This is a genomic window from Labrenzia sp. CP4 (genome assembly GCF_001579905.1).
Classification (GTDB): Bacteria; Pseudomonadota; Alphaproteobacteria; order Rhizobiales; family Stappiaceae; genus Roseibium; species Roseibium algicola.
Genome location: NZ_CP011927.1, coordinates 245263 through 262834 on the forward strand (window position 1 = coordinate 245263; position 17572 = coordinate 262834).

The window sequence follows — 17572 nt, forward strand, 5'->3', positions numbered from 1 at the left end:
ACGGGCTTTCAGGTCCTTAATGGACCTTTATATGATTAATGCACCGTTAACGGCCACGCTATAGCGTTCGGGCCATCAACAGGAGTAATTTTGTGATCCGCTTCGAAAATGTCGGATTGAGATACGGAATGGGATCGGAAATCCTGCGCGACCTGACTTTTCAGATCGAACCGCAGTCGTTTCAGTTCCTGACCGGTCCCTCGGGGGCAGGCAAGACCAGCCTGATCCGGCTCCTGTTCATGTCCCTGCGTCCGACCCGAGGCCTGATAAAGGTTTTCAACCGCGACCTGAGCGTGATCGACAAGCAGGAATTGCCGAAGCTCCGGCGCAAGATCGGCGTGGTGTTTCAGGATTTCCGCCTGCTGGACCATCTGACAACCTATGAAAACGTGGCCCTGCCACTGCGCGTGGTGGGAAAGGACGAATCCGAATACCGCTCCGATGTGATTGATCTGTTGAAATGGGTCGGACTTGGGGATCGCATGCATGTGCTGCCGCCGGTGCTTTCGGGTGGGGAAAAGCAGCGTGCGGCCATTGCGCGGGCGCTGATCACCCGGCCGGAGGTGCTGCTCGCAGACGAGCCGACCGGTAACGTGGATCCGCCACTTGCACGTCGTCTGTTGCGCCTTTTCATCGAATTGAACAAACTCGGCACCTCTGTCGTCATCGCGACCCACGATATCGCGCTGCTGGAACAGGTGGACGCCCGGCGCATGGTGCTTGCCGACGGGCGCCTCTCAATTTTCGATTAGGCGGCATGATGGCTCAGTCCGACGACACAGACAAAAAACAGGCAAGCGCCGCCAGTGTTCGCCCGCCCAAGCGAGCCGAACGACCGAAGCGTGGCCGAAAGCCGGCGCGCAAGGCCGCCCCCAGGCCGAAGAACGAAGCACCCCAGGGGGACGATGCCAAGTTGCGCCCCTCCGCGGCGATCGTTCCGCCACAGGCAGTCGCCGGGCGGGCTCTCACGCTGGTGGTGGCCATCATGAGCTTTCTGGCCTGTCTGACGGTCGGTGCAGTGTCGGTGGTGTGGGACGCAGCCGATGCGTGGCAGAACGATCTGGTGCGTGAGATCACCATTCAGATCCGCCCGGCCGAAGGCGTCGACATGCTGCGGGAGATCGACAAGGCCGTTGCGCTTGCGCAGGAGTTTCCGGGCATCGATTCCGTACGGGCCCTGTCCGATGCCGAAACCAAGTCATTGCTGGAACCCTGGCTGGGTGAAGGCCTTCAGCTTGACGGCCTGCCGGTGCCGCGGCTCATTCAGATCACAGTCGGGGATCCGGAACTTCTGAACCTGTCGCAGTTGCGCTCGATGGTCTCGCAGAGCGTGACGGGCGCGAGCGTCGACGATCATTCCGTCTGGACGTCCCGTCTGTCGGCCATGGCAGGTGCGGTGGTGCTGGGCGGCTTTGCGATCATGGTGCTTGTGCTCGGCTCGATGGTCTTGAGCGTCGTCTTTGCGACCCAGGCAGCCATGGCCGGCAACAAGGACGTCGTCTCCGTTCTGCATTTCGTTGGAGCGGAAGACGGTTTCATCGCTCGTGAATTCCAGCGCCACTTCCTGATGCTGGGCCTGAAGGGCGGTGTTTCCGGCGGTGTTGCGGCCATCCTGGCCTTTCTGACGGTTGACATGCTGACCCGGCAGAGCTCCGGCCAGGCGGGGTCGGACCAGATGTCGGCTCTCTTCGGCGGCATCTCCGTCAGCCTGCCCGGCTACCTCGGTGTATTCGGTGTGGTGTTCCTCGTCGCGATCCTGACAGCCCTGACTTCTGGCCTTGCCGTCAAGGCCCATTTGGCAAAAGTGGATTGATTTTATCGCACAATGCCGTGAAATTGGCCGAATCACTTATCATAGTCGCGCCATGACCCATGCTGACACAGTGTTAGACCCCGTTCTGGACGACGGTTCTTCCGTCGTCGGCGATCGGCGTGTGTCCGTTTCAAAGGACAAGGGCACAGCGCGCAGGAACGCCACAAGCGGCGATGCGCGCAAGAAACGCTTCGGTCTCAGGATCCTTTTCGTTGCCGTCATCACGGCTCTTGTTGCGGGAACCGTCGGGCAGTTTGCCATGTTCGCGCAGAAGGTTGCCAATGCCAGAGTGCCGGCTTCCGCAAATGCGGATGCCATTGTCGTGCTGACGGGCGGGCATGCCCGCGTCAACGAGGCAATCCGTCTCCTGGAAGAAGGCCGTGCCAACCGGTTGCTGATTTCAGGCGTTCATCCCGGCACCACGCGTGAACAGCTTGCCGCCGTTACAGCGTCCAGCATGCCGCTGGAAAAAAACAGTGTCGATCTTGACCGGGTCGCGCTCAATACAGCGGGCAATGCGGTGGAAACCGCCAACTGGGTCAAGAAGAACGGGTTCTCGTCCCTGCTGGTCGTGACCAGTGCCTACCACCTGCCGCGTGCCAAGGTAGAACTTGCCGGCGCCCTGCCGAATGTCGCCCTGATTGCCTATCCGGTCTTTTCCAAGGACCTGAAGCTGGACAGCTGGTACAGGGAACCGGCAACGATGCGGCTTCTCATGCGCGAATATGTGAAGTATATCCTCGCCCGACTTCGGATTACCGTGCAGGGCGTGCGCTGACAGCTGTCGGACCACGGCCGAGCGGTGGCTTCACCCACGACCAGTCTTTATGGTGCCATGGTTTTTCTGCGCTCTACCCTTTTCCAGATCCTGTTCTATCTCGTCACGTTCGTGCTGATGATCCTGTTCGCGCCAGTCATGCTGCTGCCGCGGCGCTGGGGCTGGTGGGTGGTGCCGACCTGGTCACGGGTGTTGCAGCTGCTGATGCGTGTCTTTGCGGGCATCAAGGTGGAAGTCCGGGGACGGGACAACCTGCCTGACGGCGGTTTCATCGCCGCCATGAAGCACCAGTCCGCCTGGGAGACAGTGGCGCTGATCCCCCTCTTCAGAAGCCCGACCTTCATCTTGAAGCGCGAACTGCGCTGGATACCGATTTTTGGCTGGTACACAGCCAAGTTCAAGCAGATCCCGATCAACCGGGGCAAGCGGTCAGAAGCGCTGGCGGCAATGATGCTGGCTGCAAAGGAGGCGATTGCCGAGAAGCGCCAGATCCTGATCTTTCCGGAAGGCACCCGCCGGGCGGCCGGGGCAGAGCCGAAATACAAGTTCGGTATCGCGCATCTCTACCGCGACCTGAAATGTCCGGTTGTCCCGATAGCTCACAACGCCGGCCTCTATTGGCCTCGCGCCTCGTGGAAGGTCTATCCGGGCACGGTGATTGTCGAGATCCTGCCGCCGATCGAGCCGGGCCTGGCGCCCAATGCCTTTTACGAAAGAATGGTCACGGATATCGAGACAGCCAGCGATCGGCTGATCGAGGAAGCCCGCACGGCCCGCAAGCCCTCGCCGGTGCTTGCAGAAGTCGACACGCGCCGCAAGGCACAGCCGGTCTGAAAAAAAGACCGCCCCAATGCGTTGAGACGGTCTTTCAGTTTGAACGGGTCCAGGCGATATCATCGCCTGAACCTGTCTTCAGGCTGCCTTATTGTGCTGTCTTGCCGGCTTCGGTCGTCTGCAGGCGCATCAGGCCCAGATGGAGTACACCACCCAGAACCGCGCCGATGACCCAGCCGTAGCCGGAGAGTTCCGACAGGGCCGGAACCCACACCGTTGCCACCGAGAACAGTGCGGCGATGGCAAAGGCAAAGATCGCCTTCATGTTCCAGCCGTTGTTGTAGTGGTAGCGGGCGTCCGGATCGGAGGAAAACAGCGCCTCGACATCGATGTTCTGCTTGCGAACCAGGTAGTAGTCCGCGACCAGAATGCCGTAGAGCGGTGCCAGGAAGGCGCCAAGCGTATCGACGAACGCGGCAATGCCGATGTTCGAGATGACCGACACCCATAGCGCGCCGATGAAGAAGGCAATGACAGCGGTGATGATGCCGCCGGTCTTGGCCGAGATCTTTTCCGGGTTGAGGTTGGCAATGTCATAGGCCGGCGGAATGAAGTTTGCCACCAGGTTGATGCCGACCGTTGCCGCAAAGAAGGTGACGGCAGCGATCAGCGTCAGCAGGACGTTGTCGACACGGTCGACGATATCAGCCGGGTTCACCAGTTTTTCTCCGAACAGCACCACGGTGCCTGCCGTCACGAACAGGGCGATGAAGGAGAAGAAGGCCATGGAAACCGGCAGGCCCCAGAAGTTGCCGCGCTTCATGGCGCGTTCATCCGACACGAAGCGGGAAAAGTCGCCGAAGTTGATCACGACGGCGGCGAAATAGGCGATCATCGTGCCGACCACCGCGACAAAGGCCGCAACAGGCCCGCGCGGGTCGGTTGCTTCGCTGCCTTCGAAGATGGTGCCGAGAGCCGAGAAGATGCCGTTGCCAGCCTTCCACCAGATCACCAGGCACAGCGCGATCATGACGATGTAGACGAACGGACCTGCCCAGTTCAGGAATTTGCCGACCCAGTCGATGCCTTTCATGAACAGGGCAACCTGGAAGACGCAGACGATGAGATAGGAAATCCAGCCGACCGTTGTCATGCCGAGGAATTCCGCGCCGCCCTCAGTGCCGAGCAGCGTGTTGAACAGCAAGGCAACCGCCGTGGACGCGAAGTAGGTCTGCACGCCATACCAGAAGATGGCGACGATGCCTCGCACGAGCGCCGGGAAACGGGCGCCGTAGACGCCCATCGAGGCGCGTGCGATCACCGGATAGGGCACGCCGTGCTTTACCGACGGGCGGCCGGTGAGATTGACCAGCACCATGACGAAGAAACCGGCCAGCACGATTGCCGCGAAAACCATCCAGCCGTTGAGGCCATAGGTGATGAACAGCGATGCGGCCAGCGTGTAGCCGAACAGGCTCTGGATATCGTTGTTCCAGACGTTGAAGATTTCGAAGGCGCCCCACTTGCGCTCCGAAGCCGGGATCGGCGCCAGGTCCTCGTTGTAGAGGCCTCCGTCTCGCGGACCCGATTTGCCAGATAAATTCGCCATAGTCTCCTCCATGTGGCCGCATCCCCGGCGGCTTCGGTGTTTTTCCGGACATTCGCAAGTCTTCTTGCGTTCTCCCGGACGCAGGAAGCTCTTGGCTGTGCATTGCAAAAAGTTTGTGCTTGCATCTAACATTTTACAAAGCATGTTAGGTAACAGACTATACGGAATTTCAAGCAGGTCCTTTCGGCTTTGCTTGGAAATGCCAGTGGCGACAACCTGCGATCATCCGGACCGGATCGACGGAGCTGCAATGAAGGACGCAAACAAGGGTGAATTGCTGAACGACAAGGCTTTTCAGGCGCTTGTCGAAGCCTTGCGCAGCGGTTCGCTGCGCAATGGCCAGTTCCTGTCGATGTCGCAGCTTGTCGACCAGCTGGACTATCCGATCGCGCCCGTGCGCGAAGCCGTCAAATACGCCAGCTCGCAGGGGTTCCTGACGACAGTGCCCAAACGCGGCCTGCAGGTGATGGAAGCTAGCCCGGACAACATTCGCGAATGTCTGGACGTGCGTCTGGTGCTGGACCAGGAAGGTGCGCGCCGGCGGATATCACAGGGAAATCTGGAGGGTCTGGACGCCTTGCGCCGGCGTCACGAGATCATGCGCGACGAGGTGCGGACGGGACCTGCGGCCAGCCTGCCGCCCAAGGCGATCGAGGTGGACCTGTCCCTGCACACATACCTTGGCGAGGGACTTGGAAATTCGCTGCTGTCGGCTGCCTATGCCGCAAACCGTATCCGGATCGCCGTCATCCAGCATGCGCGGCCGTTTCTTGCGGATCGGATCGCCTCGGCGATGGACGAGCATCTGGCGGTCATCGAGGCGCTGGAAACCCGGAACGAGGCCGCTGCGGTGCAAGCCTTGAAATATCATTGCGAGCAGACATTGCGCTGGTGGGGTGTTCCCTGAGCGTTAGCATTCTGCAAGACCTGTACTGCCGTCCCTGAGCCTGGCTCAGGCTTTCAGGCGCTCCGCCAGCCAGGCAAGACCCGTATCGGGAATGCCCATTTCCTGGAGGTGGGCGGCGGTGTTGATGACATAGTCCGGATTGGCGCCGGACTTGCCGACAGCGCCTCTTACGATTTCCAGCTGCTCTTCAAGCGGCAAGGAACCCGCATATTGGGCATGGCCGTGATCGACCATGTAGACCAGCGCTTCCACCTTCTCGCCGCTGTCGAGCTCGACGTGATGATGGTGCTCCTTGTAGACCATCGTCGTCTGTTCCCGGGCGCGCAGATATTCCAGCACCTGCGGCCAGATATCCCCGGAGACCTGATAGGCGATGCCCCGGCATGCGCCGCCGTTGTCGAGGCCGAAGACGAGGCCTGGTCTCTGCTGCGTACCCCGATGTACCCAGGAATAGACGCAAAGCGAGCGATGTGCACCGCGCAGCAGCGCCGGTTCGGCGCGCTGGTGATCAAATCCTGGGTTCCACATCAAAGAACCGTAGCCAAAGACCCAAAAATCGCTCATACCGACCTGTCTTGTGTTACCGCAGCTGCGGAGATAGCAAGCTGCACCGGTCGTTTCAATGGCACTCCGGCAGCGCCTGTCCTGCAGGTGGCCCTTGTCGGCAGTGTGACCGGTCCGGAAATCGCCCGAACCAGAAGAGAGTGTCTCCCAGTGTCCGATATCAAGACCAAGCCGCCGAAACCCACCAGACGCGGGTATATCCTGCTGGCAGGAGCTGTCGTTCTGGTAATTGCTGGCTGGTCGGCCGCCTGGTTTTATGGGCAGTCCGTGCTGCGGGAACAACTCGACCGGCAAATTGTCCGCATGGCGGACCGGGGCCTGGATGTGAGCTGCGCGGATCTTGCCATTGCCGGCTATCCGTTCCGCTATGAGGTCTCCTGCGCGGACATGCGTTCGGCCGACCGTTGGGGAACAGCCGCATCGCTCGGCGGGCTGAATGCCGTCGCCTTGATCTATAATCCGTGGCACGTGATCTTCGAGGCAAAGTCGCCTGCGGCCATGTCGGTGCCGGTGAACGGCCTCGAGGGTGGCCTGACGTGGCAGACGGCCCGCGCCAGCGTGAAGTTCAGCGACAATGCGCTCGGATCGTTCGATGCGGTGATCGACAAACCGGAAGCAGCGTTCGACACCGCCCTCGCTCGGGGCCTGTTTGCGGCTGAAAAGTCCGAAGTGCATCTGCGCAAGCAACCCGAGAGCGCGGCGACACTGGAAAGTTTCGTCACGGTTCAGGACCTCAGCCTCAAATCTCTGCCGGAACTTCAGCAGACGATTTCCCTGCGCAGCCATGCCCGTATCGAAGGCGGCACGGCCCTGCTTGCAGGGGCAGACCTCGTTTCGCTTGTGCGGGCGCAGGGCGGAGAACTGCCGGTCGAACTGGTGCTTACCGAGATACTGCTCGGGGCTGGCAAGGCCACGGCAAGCGGCAATCTTGTGCTTTCGGGTGACGGCACCTTGAGCGGATCACTGGAGTTGAACCTCGGCAATCCGGACGCGCTTCTGGACAGCGTGAAGCCCTTGTTCTCGCCTGAAGACCAGACTTTCTCACTGCTGCAGAATGTGGTGAAGAGCCTGGAGCCTGCCGCCAAGGAAGTCGACGGTGTGCGGACCATCACGCTGCCGGTCTCGGTCGACCGCGGCGTGGTTCGCATCGGTTTTCTGCCGCTTGGCCAGATCCCGCCGTTGTTTCCCGCGGGATCCTGATCGCTTGATGGCCTCAGTCCGCACCCTGAACAGCGGTATGCGGACTGAAACCTGCCTGAAGGCGAAGCCCGGTCAGTCGCCGGCGATGCGGTCGATCGGGATCAGGTAGCTCTTGCGATGATCGGGTTCAGCGATCTTTTCGTAGAGCGCAACCGCCGGGGTGTTCTTGCCCGGTACGAGCCAGCGCAAATGCAGCCATCCGCGGTTCTGGCCTTCGCTGACCAGGGTTTCGATCATCTTGCGGCCGGTGCCCTTGTTGCGGTGATCGGGATGGACATAGATGTCATCCATCTGGCCGATCCTGAGACCCGTAATGAGTTCCGGCAGGTCGAAGAAAACTGCGAAGCCGACCAGCTTGTCGCCTTCGAAAGCTCCCAGAACCTCGGCCGTCTTGTCCGACAGAATGCGTTCGGCGTAATAGGCGTCGGGACGACGCGGTGCACCGCGCCGCAGCGCCTGAGCATTTTCGGCAATAAGCGGCGCAAGCTTATGAGCATCATCCAGCCGAAGGGCCCTGATTTGCGTTGTCGTCATGATTTCCCCGGAAAGCAAATCGATTAAGAGTGTGACTTTGGCCCACCATGTCCCGAAACGGGTTCGCTGATCAAGGACTTCGATCAATTAATGGCTGCGGCATTGCTGACGGTCGGCTACGCAGGCCCTGTCCGGGGTCTGCGGCCTTTCGCTTGCGGCGATTTCGTGCCATGAGCGATGCACGGAAAAGACGGGAACAGGAAATGGCGGACAAGCAAAAGTTGAGGGCGACGCTGATCGGACTTACAGCTGTGCTGATGTGGGCGACCCTCGGCCTGTTCGGTGCCGGTTCCGGAAATGTGCCTCCGTTCCTGTTGAACACGCTCTGTTTCGGCTTCTCCGGCATCATGGCGCTGATCTGGCTGATCGCGACTGGCAGAACCCGGTTGCTCAGGCAGCCGCTTGGCGTTTGGGCATTCGGCACGTTCGGCCTGTTTGGCTTTCATTTTTTCTATTTCACTGCCATCCGCAACGCGCCGCCTGTGGAAGCAAATCTGATCAACTACACCTGGCCGCTCCTGATCGTGCTGTTTTCCGCCCTGTTACCGGGGGAACGGCTGCGTCTGCATCATGTCATTGGAACGGTTCTGGGCCTGGCCGGCGCGGTGCTTCTGATCACCGGCGGGGAAGGTGTCGGTTTTTCCTCCGGCTCGATGCTCGGCTATGGGGCAGCGGTGGCCTCGTGTCTGTTCTGGTCCAGCTATTCCGTGCTGTCGCGCAGACTGGGTGCGGTGCCGACCGAAGCCGTTGCAGGGTTCTGTCTGATGACCGCAATCCTTTCGGGTATCTGCCATCTGGCGCTGGAGGAAACGATCCTGCCTGCATCGTCGCTGGAATGGGCATCGGTGCTGGCTCTTGCCGCTTTTCCGGTGGGACTTGCGTTTTTCACCTGGGACGTCGGCGTCAAGCATGGCGATATTCAGGTTCTGGGCGCAGCGGCCTATTCGGCGCCGCTCCTGTCCACCCTGTTGCTGATTGCCTTCGGCTTCGGGGCGCTGACACCTGCCGTTGGCATCGCCTGTGTGGCGATTACGCTGGGGGCGGTGATTGCCGCAAAGGACATGATCTTCAAACGCCGGCAGAAAGCGTCGGTGAGCATGCAGGCAGACGAACTCCCGTGATCGGCGGCGGCGCCTGCGTTTGGCGGTACCCCGGTGCACGAACGCGGCCGTTCCCCCTTCGGCGAATTCCCCTGGCCGCCGCGATCCACTAGGTTTATCGGAAATCCGTTTTCCCGACTTGCAGGATCGACCCATGACAACACAGCCAAGACCCCGCCGTTCCGCTCTCTATATGCCCGGCTCCAACGCCCGGGCGCTGGAAAAGGCGGCAACGCTGGATGTGGACTGCCTGCTGCTGGACCTTGAAGACGCGGTTGCTCCCGATGCCAAAGACATGGCGCGCACCCAGATCGTCGAGGCCGTTTCGGCCCGTCCCTATGGCAATCGCGAGGTGGTGATCCGCATCAACGGGCTCGAGACGCCCTGGGGCGAAGACGATCTGGCGGCAGCGGTAAAGGCCAATCCGGATGCCATTCTGGTGCCCAAGGTCAACAGCCCGGCCGACCTGCAGGTGGTTGCGCACAAGCTATCGCTTCTGGGGGCGTCTGCGGACCTGAAACTCTGGGCCATGATGGAAACGCCGCTCGCCATGCTGAATGCCGCCGCCATCGGCGCCTGCGGTCTGGATCCGGCTGTGCGGCTGTCCTGTTTCGTGATGGGCACCAATGATCTGGCCAAGGAAACAAGGGCACGCCTCACGCCCGGCCGCGCCGCCATGACGCCCTGGCTGATGACCTGCGTTGCGGCAGCGCGTGCCGGTGGCATCGACATTCTGGACGGTGTCTACAATGCGTTTCAGGACGAGGAAGGTTTCGCCGCCGAATGCGCCCAGGGTGTCGACATGGGCATGGACGGCAAGACGCTGATCCACCCGAAACAGATCGCCCCCTGCCACGCAGCCTTCAGTCCGTCGGAAGAGGAAGTTGCATGGGCACGCAAGATCAATTCTCTGTTCGATGAGCCTGAAAATGCGGGCAAGGGCGCAATCCAGGTGGACGGCAAGATGGTTGAAAGGCTACATGCGGACATGGGCAAGCGGGTGATCGCCATCGCCGACGCCATCGCTGCCCGGACCTGACACACAAGAGAGCTCTCATGAAACTCTACCGCTTCATCACCGGCATCGACGACAGCGAATTCTGCCACCGGGTTACCCAGGCTCTCAACAAGGGCTGGCAGCTGTCTGGTTCTCCTTCGCTCACCTACGACGCAACGCGTGGCGCGACCATTTGCGGCCAGGCAGTGACAAAGGAAGTCGAAGGCGTTGAATACTCCCGGGACATCAAGCTCGGCGACTACTGATCGCTGTTGGTTCCCTGAATCAGGTTGCTCTGCACGATCGCTGAAAATTCAACGGCCCCGAAAGTTCCGGGGCCGTTTCGCTTTGTCGAGACAGGAAGTTCGGGTCGCTACTGCATCCCCTTCGACAGAAAGTCCTCGACAATGTTCGACATGTTGAACGACGCCCCGCCCTGGACCGGGGGATAGTCGGCAAGGCTCTGCAGATGCTGACCCATGAGCACGCCCATCGGCTGGATAAGCCACGATACCTTCTGCATCAGGTGTCCGTAGCCATCGGTTGAATCGTAGCTTTCAAACGGATCCGCTCGGATGTTGAACACCAAAGGTGCTGTCCGCGGAACCAGGTTGGCGTAATAATCTTCCTTGGTCGAGAAGTGGAATTTCCACGGTCCCATCCTGATCGCCGTCAGCACGCTTTCGTAATAGTGGAAGATGTGGTTGCGATTGGAATTGGCCTGTTCGCCCTTCCAGTAAGCCAGGTTGTTGACGCCGTCGATGAACTGCTGCTTCTCGGCCATCACTTCAGCCTTGACGTCTTCAATGCCGGCTGCGGCTGCCAGGGTGGTGAACATGTCCTGGTGTGCCTGAATTCCGGTTAGCGTCTTGCCGGCTTCCAGTATGTTCGGCCAGCGAACCATGGAAATGACACGGACGCCGCCTTCATAGGTGGTCATCTTTTCGCCCCGGAACGGAGTGGTTGCGCCGTGGGGCCAGGAAGAATGCTCGGGTCCGTTGTCGGTCGAATACCAGACAATGGTGTTTTCGGTCAGGCCCTGTTGGTCGAGCCAGTCCAGCACCAGGCCGATATCATGGTCGTGCTGCAGCATGCCCGAGCCGTGGTAGTCGGCTTCGGTCGTATAGGTTTCTGCGGCGTAGCGCCACTCGTCGTTCAGCCGCGTGTAGAGATGCATGCGGCTGGTGTTCAGCCAGACAAAGAACGGTTCGCCCGCTTCCTGGGCGTTTTTCATGAAGTCCTTGGCCAGAGGGATGACTTCACCCTCGTCGAAGTTCTTCATCCGTTCCTGGGTGAGCGGACCGGTGTCCTCAACGGTCTGCTTGCCTATGACACCAAACCTGGGCTGTTCGGTATCGTCGAAGGTTTCCGATGCAAAACTGTGTATGACGCCACGTGTTCCGAACTGCTTCTCGTATTCCTCAAGGCTGCCTGAAAAAGCTTCACCGAACCGCTGGTAGTCGCGCTGTTCGGCTTCTTCCTGCGTATTGAGATGATAGAGATTACCGAAGAATTCGTCGAAGCCATGGACGGTGGGCAGGTGTTCGTTCCGGTCACCCAGATGGTTCTTGCCGAAATGTCCCGTGCGGTATCCGATCTGTTTCAGTTCTTCCGCAAGCGTTGGCGATTCTGCTTTCAGACCAAGCGGAGACCCAGGTTGACCCACGGTGGTCATGCCGGACCTGATCGGGTACTGACCGGTCAGGAAGGCCGCACGGCCTGCGGTGCAGCTCGGCTGGGCATAGTGATCGGTGAAGCGGAGGCCTTCATTCGCCAGGCGGTCGATGTTGGGCGTGGTGTAACCCATGGTGCCCATGCCGTAGGCGGAAACATTCTGCCAACCGACATCGTCGCCCCAGATGACCAATATGTTTGGTGGTTTTGACTCTTGCGCCATGGACGTTGTGCACGTCATGAGAAGTGCGATGGGCAGGCCTGCAAGCAGATGTCGAAAAGACATGATCCTCGTCTCCCTTGAACACGCTCGGTGAGTTCCTCTGGGAGAGTAGACGCAACATGGCAATTAGCCAAGCTGTGATAGTACTTACGCTTAATGCACGGAGTGGTCGTATTCGGGATATATCCGGGATTTGCCCGGGGATTTGTTCGGGTTCTGGTGTCGCCAAACAGGCTCAGGCCTCAGCGGATACCGTGGCCCTGTCCGCAAGGCCGTCCTGAAGCAGATCCTCAACAAACCAGGCCGCAAACTGGTGACGGCCCGAAACGCCGGCCTTTGCGTAGATCCTGGTCAATTGGGCGCGCACGGTTCCCTGTGCCGCGCCCCGCAGCTGAGCGATTTCGGAAAGATCCAGGCCTTTCAGGGCCAGGAGGCCGACATCGCTTTCAGCAGGCGTCAGGCCCCATTCGGCAAACTGGGCGTCAATGATCCGGGCAAGATCGCCGCGGGCGGCTCCAAGGGCGCGCTCCTGATTGCGCAGTCTTTCCAGGGTGAGCCGCAGCTGCCAGCCGGCCAGAAAAATGCCGACGATCAACACGAAGGCGACAAAGAATTCGAAAATGGAATGCGGGCTGCTGACGTCGGTCACAAGATCGGTAAAGGCATCGCCGACAAAGAAGATCGCGGCAACGGATTGCAACAGCATGAATGCGGCAAGGGCGGTTGTCTCACGCCGTCCCTGCCGCAGGTTGATCCCTGAAAATGTCATTTTTCCCTGTTCCGGCCAACCAGCATGGGCCGAACCAGACTACGCTTCATCACACGACTTTCAACTGCGACACCTGCGACATGGATCAGGGCCAGCACCAGCATAAGGTTGGCTGCGATTTCATGAACTTCTTCCGCGACTTCACCCAGGGACGATTTCTCTTCGCCTTCGTCGTCGTCTTTCTTGACGAGCACCGACCAGTCTCCGGCGGCAACCGCCGCCTTTTCCTCGGCAATCGTGATGGGGCTCTTGGCGCCGGTCATGTAAAGGCCGGTTCCGGTTACCACCACAAGGCAGGCCCAGAGCGCATAGACCATGATCGCTCCGGCGGGATTATGGGAGCGGTAGTGGCGCGGGCTACCGCGAACGAGATCGATCAGGTGAGACACCGCAGCGCGCGGATCAGGTGGAAAGGCGGAGAACCTGGCTTCCGCCGGTCCGAGAAATCCCCAGACAAAGCGGAGCGCAAGCAGGGCAAGAACACCCCAGCCAATCCAGATGTGAATGGTGCCGCCCGCCTTGTTGAGGAGGCCGTTGGCAATCACCGCGACTGCGATCAGCCAATGGCTGATACGCACCAGCGGATCCCACAATTCGGGGGGGCTTTGCGCCCCCTCGTTCGATTGCGGGGTGTTTGAGGCACCCATGATCAGTCTTCGTTCTTGACGTTGGTGACCGTGCCGGATTTCGGGTCGATGTAGACTTCCCAAAGCTTGTTTTGCGCATCGGTGCATTTCGCTTCGATCTTGCCGTCCTCGGCCTCGAATTCCTTGACCGTGCAACCGGCCTTGGCCAGAGCCGCGGTGGCTTCCTCGGGATTGGTGCCGACCATGTCACCAACGGCGGGCATGGCCTGCGCGGCGACCGGAGCAAGGCAGAGGCAAAGTACGGCGAGAGATTTCTTCAGCATGATTGTGTCCTTCATCAGGTTTCTGCGACCGGTGCGGTCTTCGTCCTGATTGGCCGCAAACTCGGCTTCGGTCGATTGACGGACTGCTGACGCCGGGCATCATAAGCAGATGCTTACGCGCGGATTTCGATCCTTCGGCAGCCGTCCAGAAGGTCAAACCAGGCAAATGGTCTTGCCAGGGTTGAAACGGCTGAAATGAATTGCGAAGTCAGGGGAACAGGAATTGCTCCGGCACATTTGCGAGCCGGTATTTTCAATTTGCATCAAGGAAACAGGCCGTTGCGCATCTTTTCCCTACTGGCGCACCCCAGGGACAACAGCTTCTGCCATGCGCTGTCGAAACAGGCGCGTGACACTCTGGAGGCCGAGGGGCACCAGATAGATCACCACGATCTTTACGCCGAAGAGTTCGATCCCTGTCTGACAGCAGAGGAAGCCTACTCGATCGGCGATACTCTGGAAGAAGTGCTGTCCCGTTCAGAGGATGCCGTTGTTGCGCGGCACAGGGAAGGTATTTCGAACGCCGATGGTCTGCTGGTCGTCCATCCGAACTGGTGGGGCAAACCGCCGGCGATCCTTGCAGGCTGGATGGACCGTGTGCTGGTGCCGGGCGTTGCCTACCGGCTGCAGACTGCCGACGGTCTGCCGGAAGGGCTGCTGTCGATCCGCAAGGCCGTCGTCTTCAACACGTCCGACACCGAAGCGGAGCGAGAGCGGCTTGATCTTGGAGACCCGCTGGAGCTGATCTGGGGCCGGTGCGTGCTGCCGTATTGTGGCGCTCTGGATTATGAGCGCCACGTCTTCAGGCCCGTTGTGGGCAGCTCCTATCCCCAGCGGCAAGACTGGCTGGAAGAAACCGCCCAGATTTGTCGAAGCGCCTTTGATGGTTGACTAAGCTGTCACGAGATCCTTCAGGACGTCGGCCGCGAGCTGGAAGGATTTCACGCGGGCGCCGTGATCATGGATCATGCCGGTGATCATCAGTTCGTCGGGCTGATAGCGGTTGATGATAGCCGACAGTTGGTCGCGGATCGTCGCCGGAGATCCCGTTGCCGAGCAGGACAGGGCGTGTTCGACCTGCGCCAGAACGGCGGGCGGAATTTCGGCGGGGACATTTTCCACCGGCAGGGGCAGTTTACCGGGGTTGCCCATGCGCAACCGGGCGAAAGCGAGCAACTGGGAAGAACGCAGGTAATCTGCCTCTTCGTTGGTGTCGGCAGCAAATACGCCAGCTGCCACCATCACATGCGGTCTGGCGAGCTGCGGTGACGGCTGGAAGGTTGCCCGGTAGATCTCCAGTGCTTCTTCCAGCATGTCCGGTGCGAAATGGGAGGCAAAGGCATAGGGCAGCCCGAAGGCCGCCGCGAGTTGCGCGCCGTAAAGGCTCGAGCCAAGGATCCAGATCGGTACCTGCGTGCCTTCGCCCGGGATCGCGCGCACCCTGCTGGTTTCAGAAGCGGGTCTGAAATAGCCCATCAGCTCCTGGACATCCTGCGGAAAACTGTCTTCACCGGCCATGTGGCGACGCAGGGCCCTGGCCGTCGCCATGTCCGTGCCCGGGGCGCGGCCCAGGCCCAGGTCGATCCGGCCCGGGTAAAGCGTTGCCAGCGTGCCGAATTGCTCGGCGATGATCAGCGGCGAGTGGTTGGGCAGCATGATACCGCCCGCGCCGACGCGCATGGTGGAGGTTGCTGCCGCCACCTGGCCGATGACAAGCGATGTTGCGGCGCTGGCAATGCCCGGCATGTTGTGATGCTCGGCCAGCCAGTAGCGATGGTAGCCTGCCTGTTCCGCGGACCGCGCCAGATCGACCGTGTTTGCCAGAGCCTCGGCCGCTGTCTGGCCTTCCGGCACAGGGGACAGATCGAGTAGGGAAAAATGCTGCATGGATATCTCCGTTGGAGCTCCATGTAGGATCTGAAAACCCACCCGCCAAGGTCAAGTTTTGTCGGCAGCCTGCTTTGGTGCAGCCTTCCCAGGCGCTTAAACGGTTACGGCTCCCGGGGTCAGCGGGATCTATTCGGCGAATGTAGCTTCGAACACACGCTCGTAGATACGCTTCACCGCTTCGGTCTCTTCAGACCCTTGCCGGGCAAGGTTGCCGAGACCTGGCGCGGCGTTGACCTCCAGGACAACAGCGTTTGCGTTGGCTGCAGTCGGCAAGATCAGGTCAACGGCGGCATAACGCAGAGACAGGGCCTGTGCGGCCTTGCGGGCAAGGGCTGCAAGGTCCGGGGCGAGCGAGCCGGTGACAATTCTGGCCGTGCCGCCCGCGGACAGGTTGACCACGGGCAGAAGCGTGACCGTCTGGCCTGACGCGGGAACCGTTTCCAGCATCAGCCCTTGTTGCTCCAGTTCGAGGACGAGGCGGGGGTCGGCAGCGTCGAAGCGCGGATCGGCACCGATGATCTCGGCAATACTGCGATGACCGTTACCTGTGATCTGAGGCGGATGGCGTTCGATGGCGCACAGCACATCGTCGTCCAGAATGATAATTCTCAGTTCCTGTCCGCGGATTTCCGGTTGCACCAGCAGCTGGTCGTTGCTCTTGGCGAGGGTGTGCAGGGCCGTTTGAAGGGTGTGACTGGTGTCGACCCGCACTACGTCCCGCCCTTCCCGGCCACAGTTCGGTTTGACGTAAAGCGGGAACCCCTGCTTCCCGACAAAATCCAGAAGGTCTTGCGGCGCAGTTCGGCCCATGCGGATGTCGTGTGCGAACACCAGATGTCCGTCCGGCACTGTCAGGCCTGCGGCCTTCAGAAAGGCCGCGGCATAGGCCTTGTCGGTAGCGATTTCCGCTGCGCCGAGCGTGTTGAGGTCGAACCTTGTGCCCTTGAACAACCAGCGCTTGCCGGACGGGCTTTCGACCATACCGGCATGGCCATGGCCGTCGCCCGCCGTCAGGCGGTAGCCTTTGCGGGCGCAATAGACTTCAAGCAGGTCAAAGACGAGTGCGCGCCGGCCGGCCGTTTCCGTCATGCTGGGGCCAGCCGGGCTGTCAGTTGTTTTTCTGGCGGGCGTTGGCCAGATAATCGATCTTGAAAAGGTCCGGATTGGTCGGGCCATTGGACACAACGTTATAGACCGCAACGGAGGTGTCGTAGCCCTGCTGGTCGGTAACGGTCCACTGCTTCAATGCGTAGTCCTTGGCATCGAAGATCAGCGTCAGCGTACCGGAGTTGAACTTGGTCTTGTCCAGGATCGTGACGGTGATCAGGTCTTCTTCCACCAGAACGTTGGTGACGTTGGTGTCCTTCTGCAGGTCGATGTCGTCTGACAGCAGGAAGCGCAGCGGCGTCTGGCCAAGAGGCCAGATGTCCTGGGTGTTCAGCTTGCGGTCGCGCACGGACACCGACTTGCCGTCGGCCACAATGTCGAGCACGGAAGGCTTGTTGTAGTAGAAGCGCACCTTTCCCGGGCGGGCCATGTAGAACTTGCCGTCGGACTGGTTTCCGTCAGGACCGAACTGGATGAAGTCGCCATGCATGGTCTTCACCGAGTTGAAATAGGAGTTGAGATCCCTGAGGGCATTTTGTTCCTGCTCGGTCAGCGCCGCGGCGGGCAGCAGTGCCGACAGGGACAGAGCCGCAGCAATGCCAGCTGCCAGCATAGGTTTGATCAGGCGGGAAGCGAAGCGTTTCAGCATGATGCAATGTCCTAAATCGTTCTCTGTGTGACACGTTTCCCCTTAGCTAGGGAGCGTGTGTGGCAAAGCTTTGG

Annotated in this window: 20 protein-coding genes; 10 read left to right on the top strand and 10 right to left on the bottom strand. The window is 60.3% G+C overall.

The features are described from left to right. Positions 1-92: 92 nt before the first annotated feature. Genes ftsE through ACP90_RS01205 form a run of 4 tightly spaced genes read left to right on the top strand, consistent with a single transcriptional unit; the run spans position 93 to position 3425 of the window. Positions 93-752, top strand: coding sequence for a cell division ATP-binding protein FtsE (gene ftsE, locus ACP90_RS01190; protein ID WP_031270017.1), 660 nt, complete (start codon positions 93-95; stop codon positions 750-752). Positions 753-760: 8 nt separating this feature from the next. Next, the gene (locus ACP90_RS01195) at positions 761-1813 is read left to right on the top strand and encodes an ABC transporter permease (protein WP_055660539.1); all 1053 of its coding nucleotides are present in this window, start codon (positions 761-763) and stop codon (positions 1811-1813) included. A 52-nt stretch (positions 1814-1865) separates the two neighbouring features. Continuing rightward, on the top strand, positions 1866-2591 hold the full coding sequence (locus ACP90_RS01200) for a YdcF family protein (RefSeq protein WP_023002536.1): 726 nt from the start codon (positions 1866-1868) through the stop codon (positions 2589-2591). 24 nt (positions 2592-2615) lie between these two features. Next, the gene (locus ACP90_RS01205) at positions 2616-3425 is read left to right on the top strand and encodes a 1-acyl-sn-glycerol-3-phosphate acyltransferase (protein ID WP_286145717.1); all 810 of its coding nucleotides are present in this window, start codon (positions 2616-2618) and stop codon (positions 3423-3425) included. Positions 3426-3513: 88 nt separating this feature from the next. Here ACP90_RS01205 and ACP90_RS01210 read toward each other — a convergent pair whose 3' ends face one another. Beyond that, positions 3514-4974: an NCS1 family nucleobase:cation symporter-1 gene (locus ACP90_RS01210; RefSeq protein WP_088665215.1), complete on the bottom strand. Its 1461-nt coding sequence runs from the start codon at positions 4972-4974 to the stop codon at positions 3514-3516. A gap of 199 nt (positions 4975-5173) precedes the next feature. On the opposite strand from ACP90_RS01210, the gene ACP90_RS01215 reads away from it, so the two are divergent. Then, a complete protein-coding gene (locus tag ACP90_RS01215) occupies positions 5174-5881 on the top strand; it encodes a GntR family transcriptional regulator (RefSeq protein WP_023002539.1) in 708 nt (235 codons plus the stop codon). A gap of 45 nt (positions 5882-5926) precedes the next feature. Here ACP90_RS01215 and ACP90_RS28150 read toward each other — a convergent pair whose 3' ends face one another. Next, a complete protein-coding gene (locus tag ACP90_RS28150) occupies positions 5927-6445 on the bottom strand; it encodes a gamma-glutamylcyclotransferase (protein ID WP_023002540.1) in 519 nt (172 codons plus the stop codon). Between the two features lie 150 nt (positions 6446-6595). Here ACP90_RS28150 and ACP90_RS01225 point away from each other — a divergent pair, with 150 nt between their 5' ends. After that, on the top strand, positions 6596-7645 hold the full coding sequence (locus tag ACP90_RS01225; RefSeq protein WP_158514151.1) for a DUF2125 domain-containing protein: 1050 nt from the start codon (positions 6596-6598) through the stop codon (positions 7643-7645). 72 nt (positions 7646-7717) lie between these two features. Here ACP90_RS01225 and ACP90_RS01230 read toward each other — a convergent pair whose 3' ends face one another. After that, positions 7718-8179, bottom strand: a complete 462-nt coding sequence (locus tag ACP90_RS01230; protein WP_023002542.1) for a GNAT family N-acetyltransferase — start codon at positions 8177-8179, stop codon at positions 7718-7720. Between the two features lie 203 nt (positions 8180-8382). Between ACP90_RS01230 and ACP90_RS01235 the strand changes: the two genes are divergently transcribed. The 3 genes from ACP90_RS01235 to ACP90_RS01245 all read left to right on the top strand — a co-directional run bounded on the left by ACP90_RS01235 (position 8383) and on the right by ACP90_RS01245 (position 10542). Further along, the gene (locus ACP90_RS01235) at positions 8383-9300 is read left to right on the top strand and encodes an EamA family transporter (RefSeq protein ID WP_062491234.1); all 918 of its coding nucleotides are present in this window, start codon (positions 8383-8385) and stop codon (positions 9298-9300) included. A 133-nt stretch (positions 9301-9433) separates the two neighbouring features. Continuing rightward, positions 9434-10318 (top strand): CoA ester lyase, encoded by an 885-nt coding sequence (locus ACP90_RS01240; RefSeq protein WP_062486116.1) that lies wholly within the window; start codon positions 9434-9436, stop codon positions 10316-10318. Between the two features lie 17 nt (positions 10319-10335). Continuing rightward, positions 10336-10542, top strand: coding sequence for a DUF1737 domain-containing protein (locus tag ACP90_RS01245; RefSeq protein ID WP_023002545.1), 207 nt, complete (start codon positions 10336-10338; stop codon positions 10540-10542). Between the two features lie 107 nt (positions 10543-10649). Here the strand turns inward: ACP90_RS01245 and ACP90_RS01250 are convergent, their stop codons facing one another. From ACP90_RS01250 to ACP90_RS01265, 4 genes are all read right to left on the bottom strand, one after another. After that, complete coding sequence (locus ACP90_RS01250; protein ID WP_077291397.1) at positions 10650-12236, bottom strand: arylsulfatase; 1587 nt, start codon at positions 12234-12236, stop codon at positions 10650-10652. A gap of 172 nt (positions 12237-12408) precedes the next feature. Further along, on the bottom strand, positions 12409-12942 hold the full coding sequence (locus ACP90_RS01255; RefSeq protein ID WP_062486119.1) for a helix-turn-helix transcriptional regulator: 534 nt from the start codon (positions 12940-12942) through the stop codon (positions 12409-12411). Next, positions 12939-13589, bottom strand: a complete 651-nt coding sequence (locus tag ACP90_RS01260) for a cytochrome b/b6 domain-containing protein (RefSeq protein WP_062486122.1) — start codon at positions 13587-13589, stop codon at positions 12939-12941. The genes ACP90_RS01255 and ACP90_RS01260 overlap by 4 nt, the downstream gene beginning before the upstream one ends. Before the next feature lie 2 nt (positions 13590-13591). Continuing rightward, positions 13592-13852, bottom strand: coding sequence for a PepSY domain-containing protein (locus ACP90_RS01265; RefSeq protein ID WP_062491238.1), 261 nt, complete (start codon positions 13850-13852; stop codon positions 13592-13594). A gap of 279 nt (positions 13853-14131) precedes the next feature. Between ACP90_RS01265 and ACP90_RS01270 the strand changes: the two genes are divergently transcribed. Beyond that, positions 14132-14743, top strand: a complete 612-nt coding sequence (locus ACP90_RS01270; RefSeq protein ID WP_286145718.1) for an NAD(P)H-dependent oxidoreductase — start codon at positions 14132-14134, stop codon at positions 14741-14743. Here ACP90_RS01270 and ACP90_RS01275 read toward each other — a convergent pair whose 3' ends face one another. From ACP90_RS01275 to ACP90_RS01285, 3 genes are all read right to left on the bottom strand, one after another. After that, positions 14744-15739, bottom strand: coding sequence for an LLM class flavin-dependent oxidoreductase (locus ACP90_RS01275; RefSeq protein WP_062486128.1), 996 nt, complete (start codon positions 15737-15739; stop codon positions 14744-14746). Between the two features lie 129 nt (positions 15740-15868). Then, positions 15869-16831 carry a hypothetical protein gene (locus ACP90_RS01280; protein WP_062486130.1) on the bottom strand — a complete coding sequence of 321 codons (963 nt, stop codon included), beginning with the start codon at positions 16829-16831 and terminating at the stop codon, positions 15869-15871. Positions 16832-16850: 19 nt separating this feature from the next. Beyond that, positions 16851-17498: an outer membrane lipoprotein carrier protein LolA gene (locus ACP90_RS01285; RefSeq protein ID WP_023002553.1), complete on the bottom strand. Its 648-nt coding sequence runs from the start codon at positions 17496-17498 to the stop codon at positions 16851-16853. Between the last annotated feature and the right edge of the window lie 74 nt (positions 17499-17572).

Coding starts and splice junctions, on each gene's coding strand:
- ACP90_RS01195 (WP_055660539.1), top strand. CDS start 761: ATGGCTCAGTCCGACGACACAGACAAAAAACAGGCAAGCGCCGCCAGT.
- ACP90_RS01200 (WP_023002536.1), top strand. CDS start 1,866: ATGACCCATGCTGACACAGTGTTAGACCCCGTTCTGGACGACGGTTCT.
- ACP90_RS01210 (WP_088665215.1), bottom strand. CDS start 4,974: ATGGCGAATTTATCTGGCAAATCGGGTCCGCGAGACGGAGGCCTCTAC.
- ACP90_RS01215 (WP_023002539.1), top strand. CDS start 5,174: ATGCCAGTGGCGACAACCTGCGATCATCCGGACCGGATCGACGGAGCT.
- ACP90_RS28150 (WP_023002540.1), bottom strand. CDS start 6,445: ATGAGCGATTTTTGGGTCTTTGGCTACGGTTCTTTGATGTGGAACCCA.
- ACP90_RS01230 (WP_023002542.1), bottom strand. CDS start 8,179: ATGACGACAACGCAAATCAGGGCCCTTCGGCTGGATGATGCTCATAAG.
- ACP90_RS01235 (WP_062491234.1), top strand. CDS start 8,383: ATGGCGGACAAGCAAAAGTTGAGGGCGACGCTGATCGGACTTACAGCT.
- ACP90_RS01240 (WP_062486116.1), top strand. CDS start 9,434: ATGACAACACAGCCAAGACCCCGCCGTTCCGCTCTCTATATGCCCGGC.
- ACP90_RS01245 (WP_023002545.1), top strand. CDS start 10,336: ATGAAACTCTACCGCTTCATCACCGGCATCGACGACAGCGAATTCTGC.
- ACP90_RS01250 (WP_077291397.1), bottom strand. CDS start 12,236: ATGTCTTTTCGACATCTGCTTGCAGGCCTGCCCATCGCACTTCTCATG.
- ACP90_RS01255 (WP_062486119.1), bottom strand. CDS start 12,942: ATGACATTTTCAGGGATCAACCTGCGGCAGGGACGGCGTGAGACAACC.
- ACP90_RS01260 (WP_062486122.1), bottom strand. CDS start 13,589: ATGGGTGCCTCAAACACCCCGCAATCGAACGAGGGGGCGCAAAGCCCC.
- ACP90_RS01265 (WP_062491238.1), bottom strand. CDS start 13,852: ATGCTGAAGAAATCTCTCGCCGTACTTTGCCTCTGCCTTGCTCCGGTC.
- ACP90_RS01275 (WP_062486128.1), bottom strand. CDS start 15,739: ATGCAGCATTTTTCCCTACTCGATCTGTCCCCTGTGCCGGAAGGCCAG.
- ACP90_RS01280 (WP_062486130.1), bottom strand. CDS start 16,831: ATGACGGAAACGGCCGGCCGGCGCGCACTCGTCTTTGACCTGCTTGAA.
- ACP90_RS01285 (WP_023002553.1), bottom strand. CDS start 17,498: ATGCTGAAACGCTTCGCTTCCCGCCTGATCAAACCTATGCTGGCAGCT.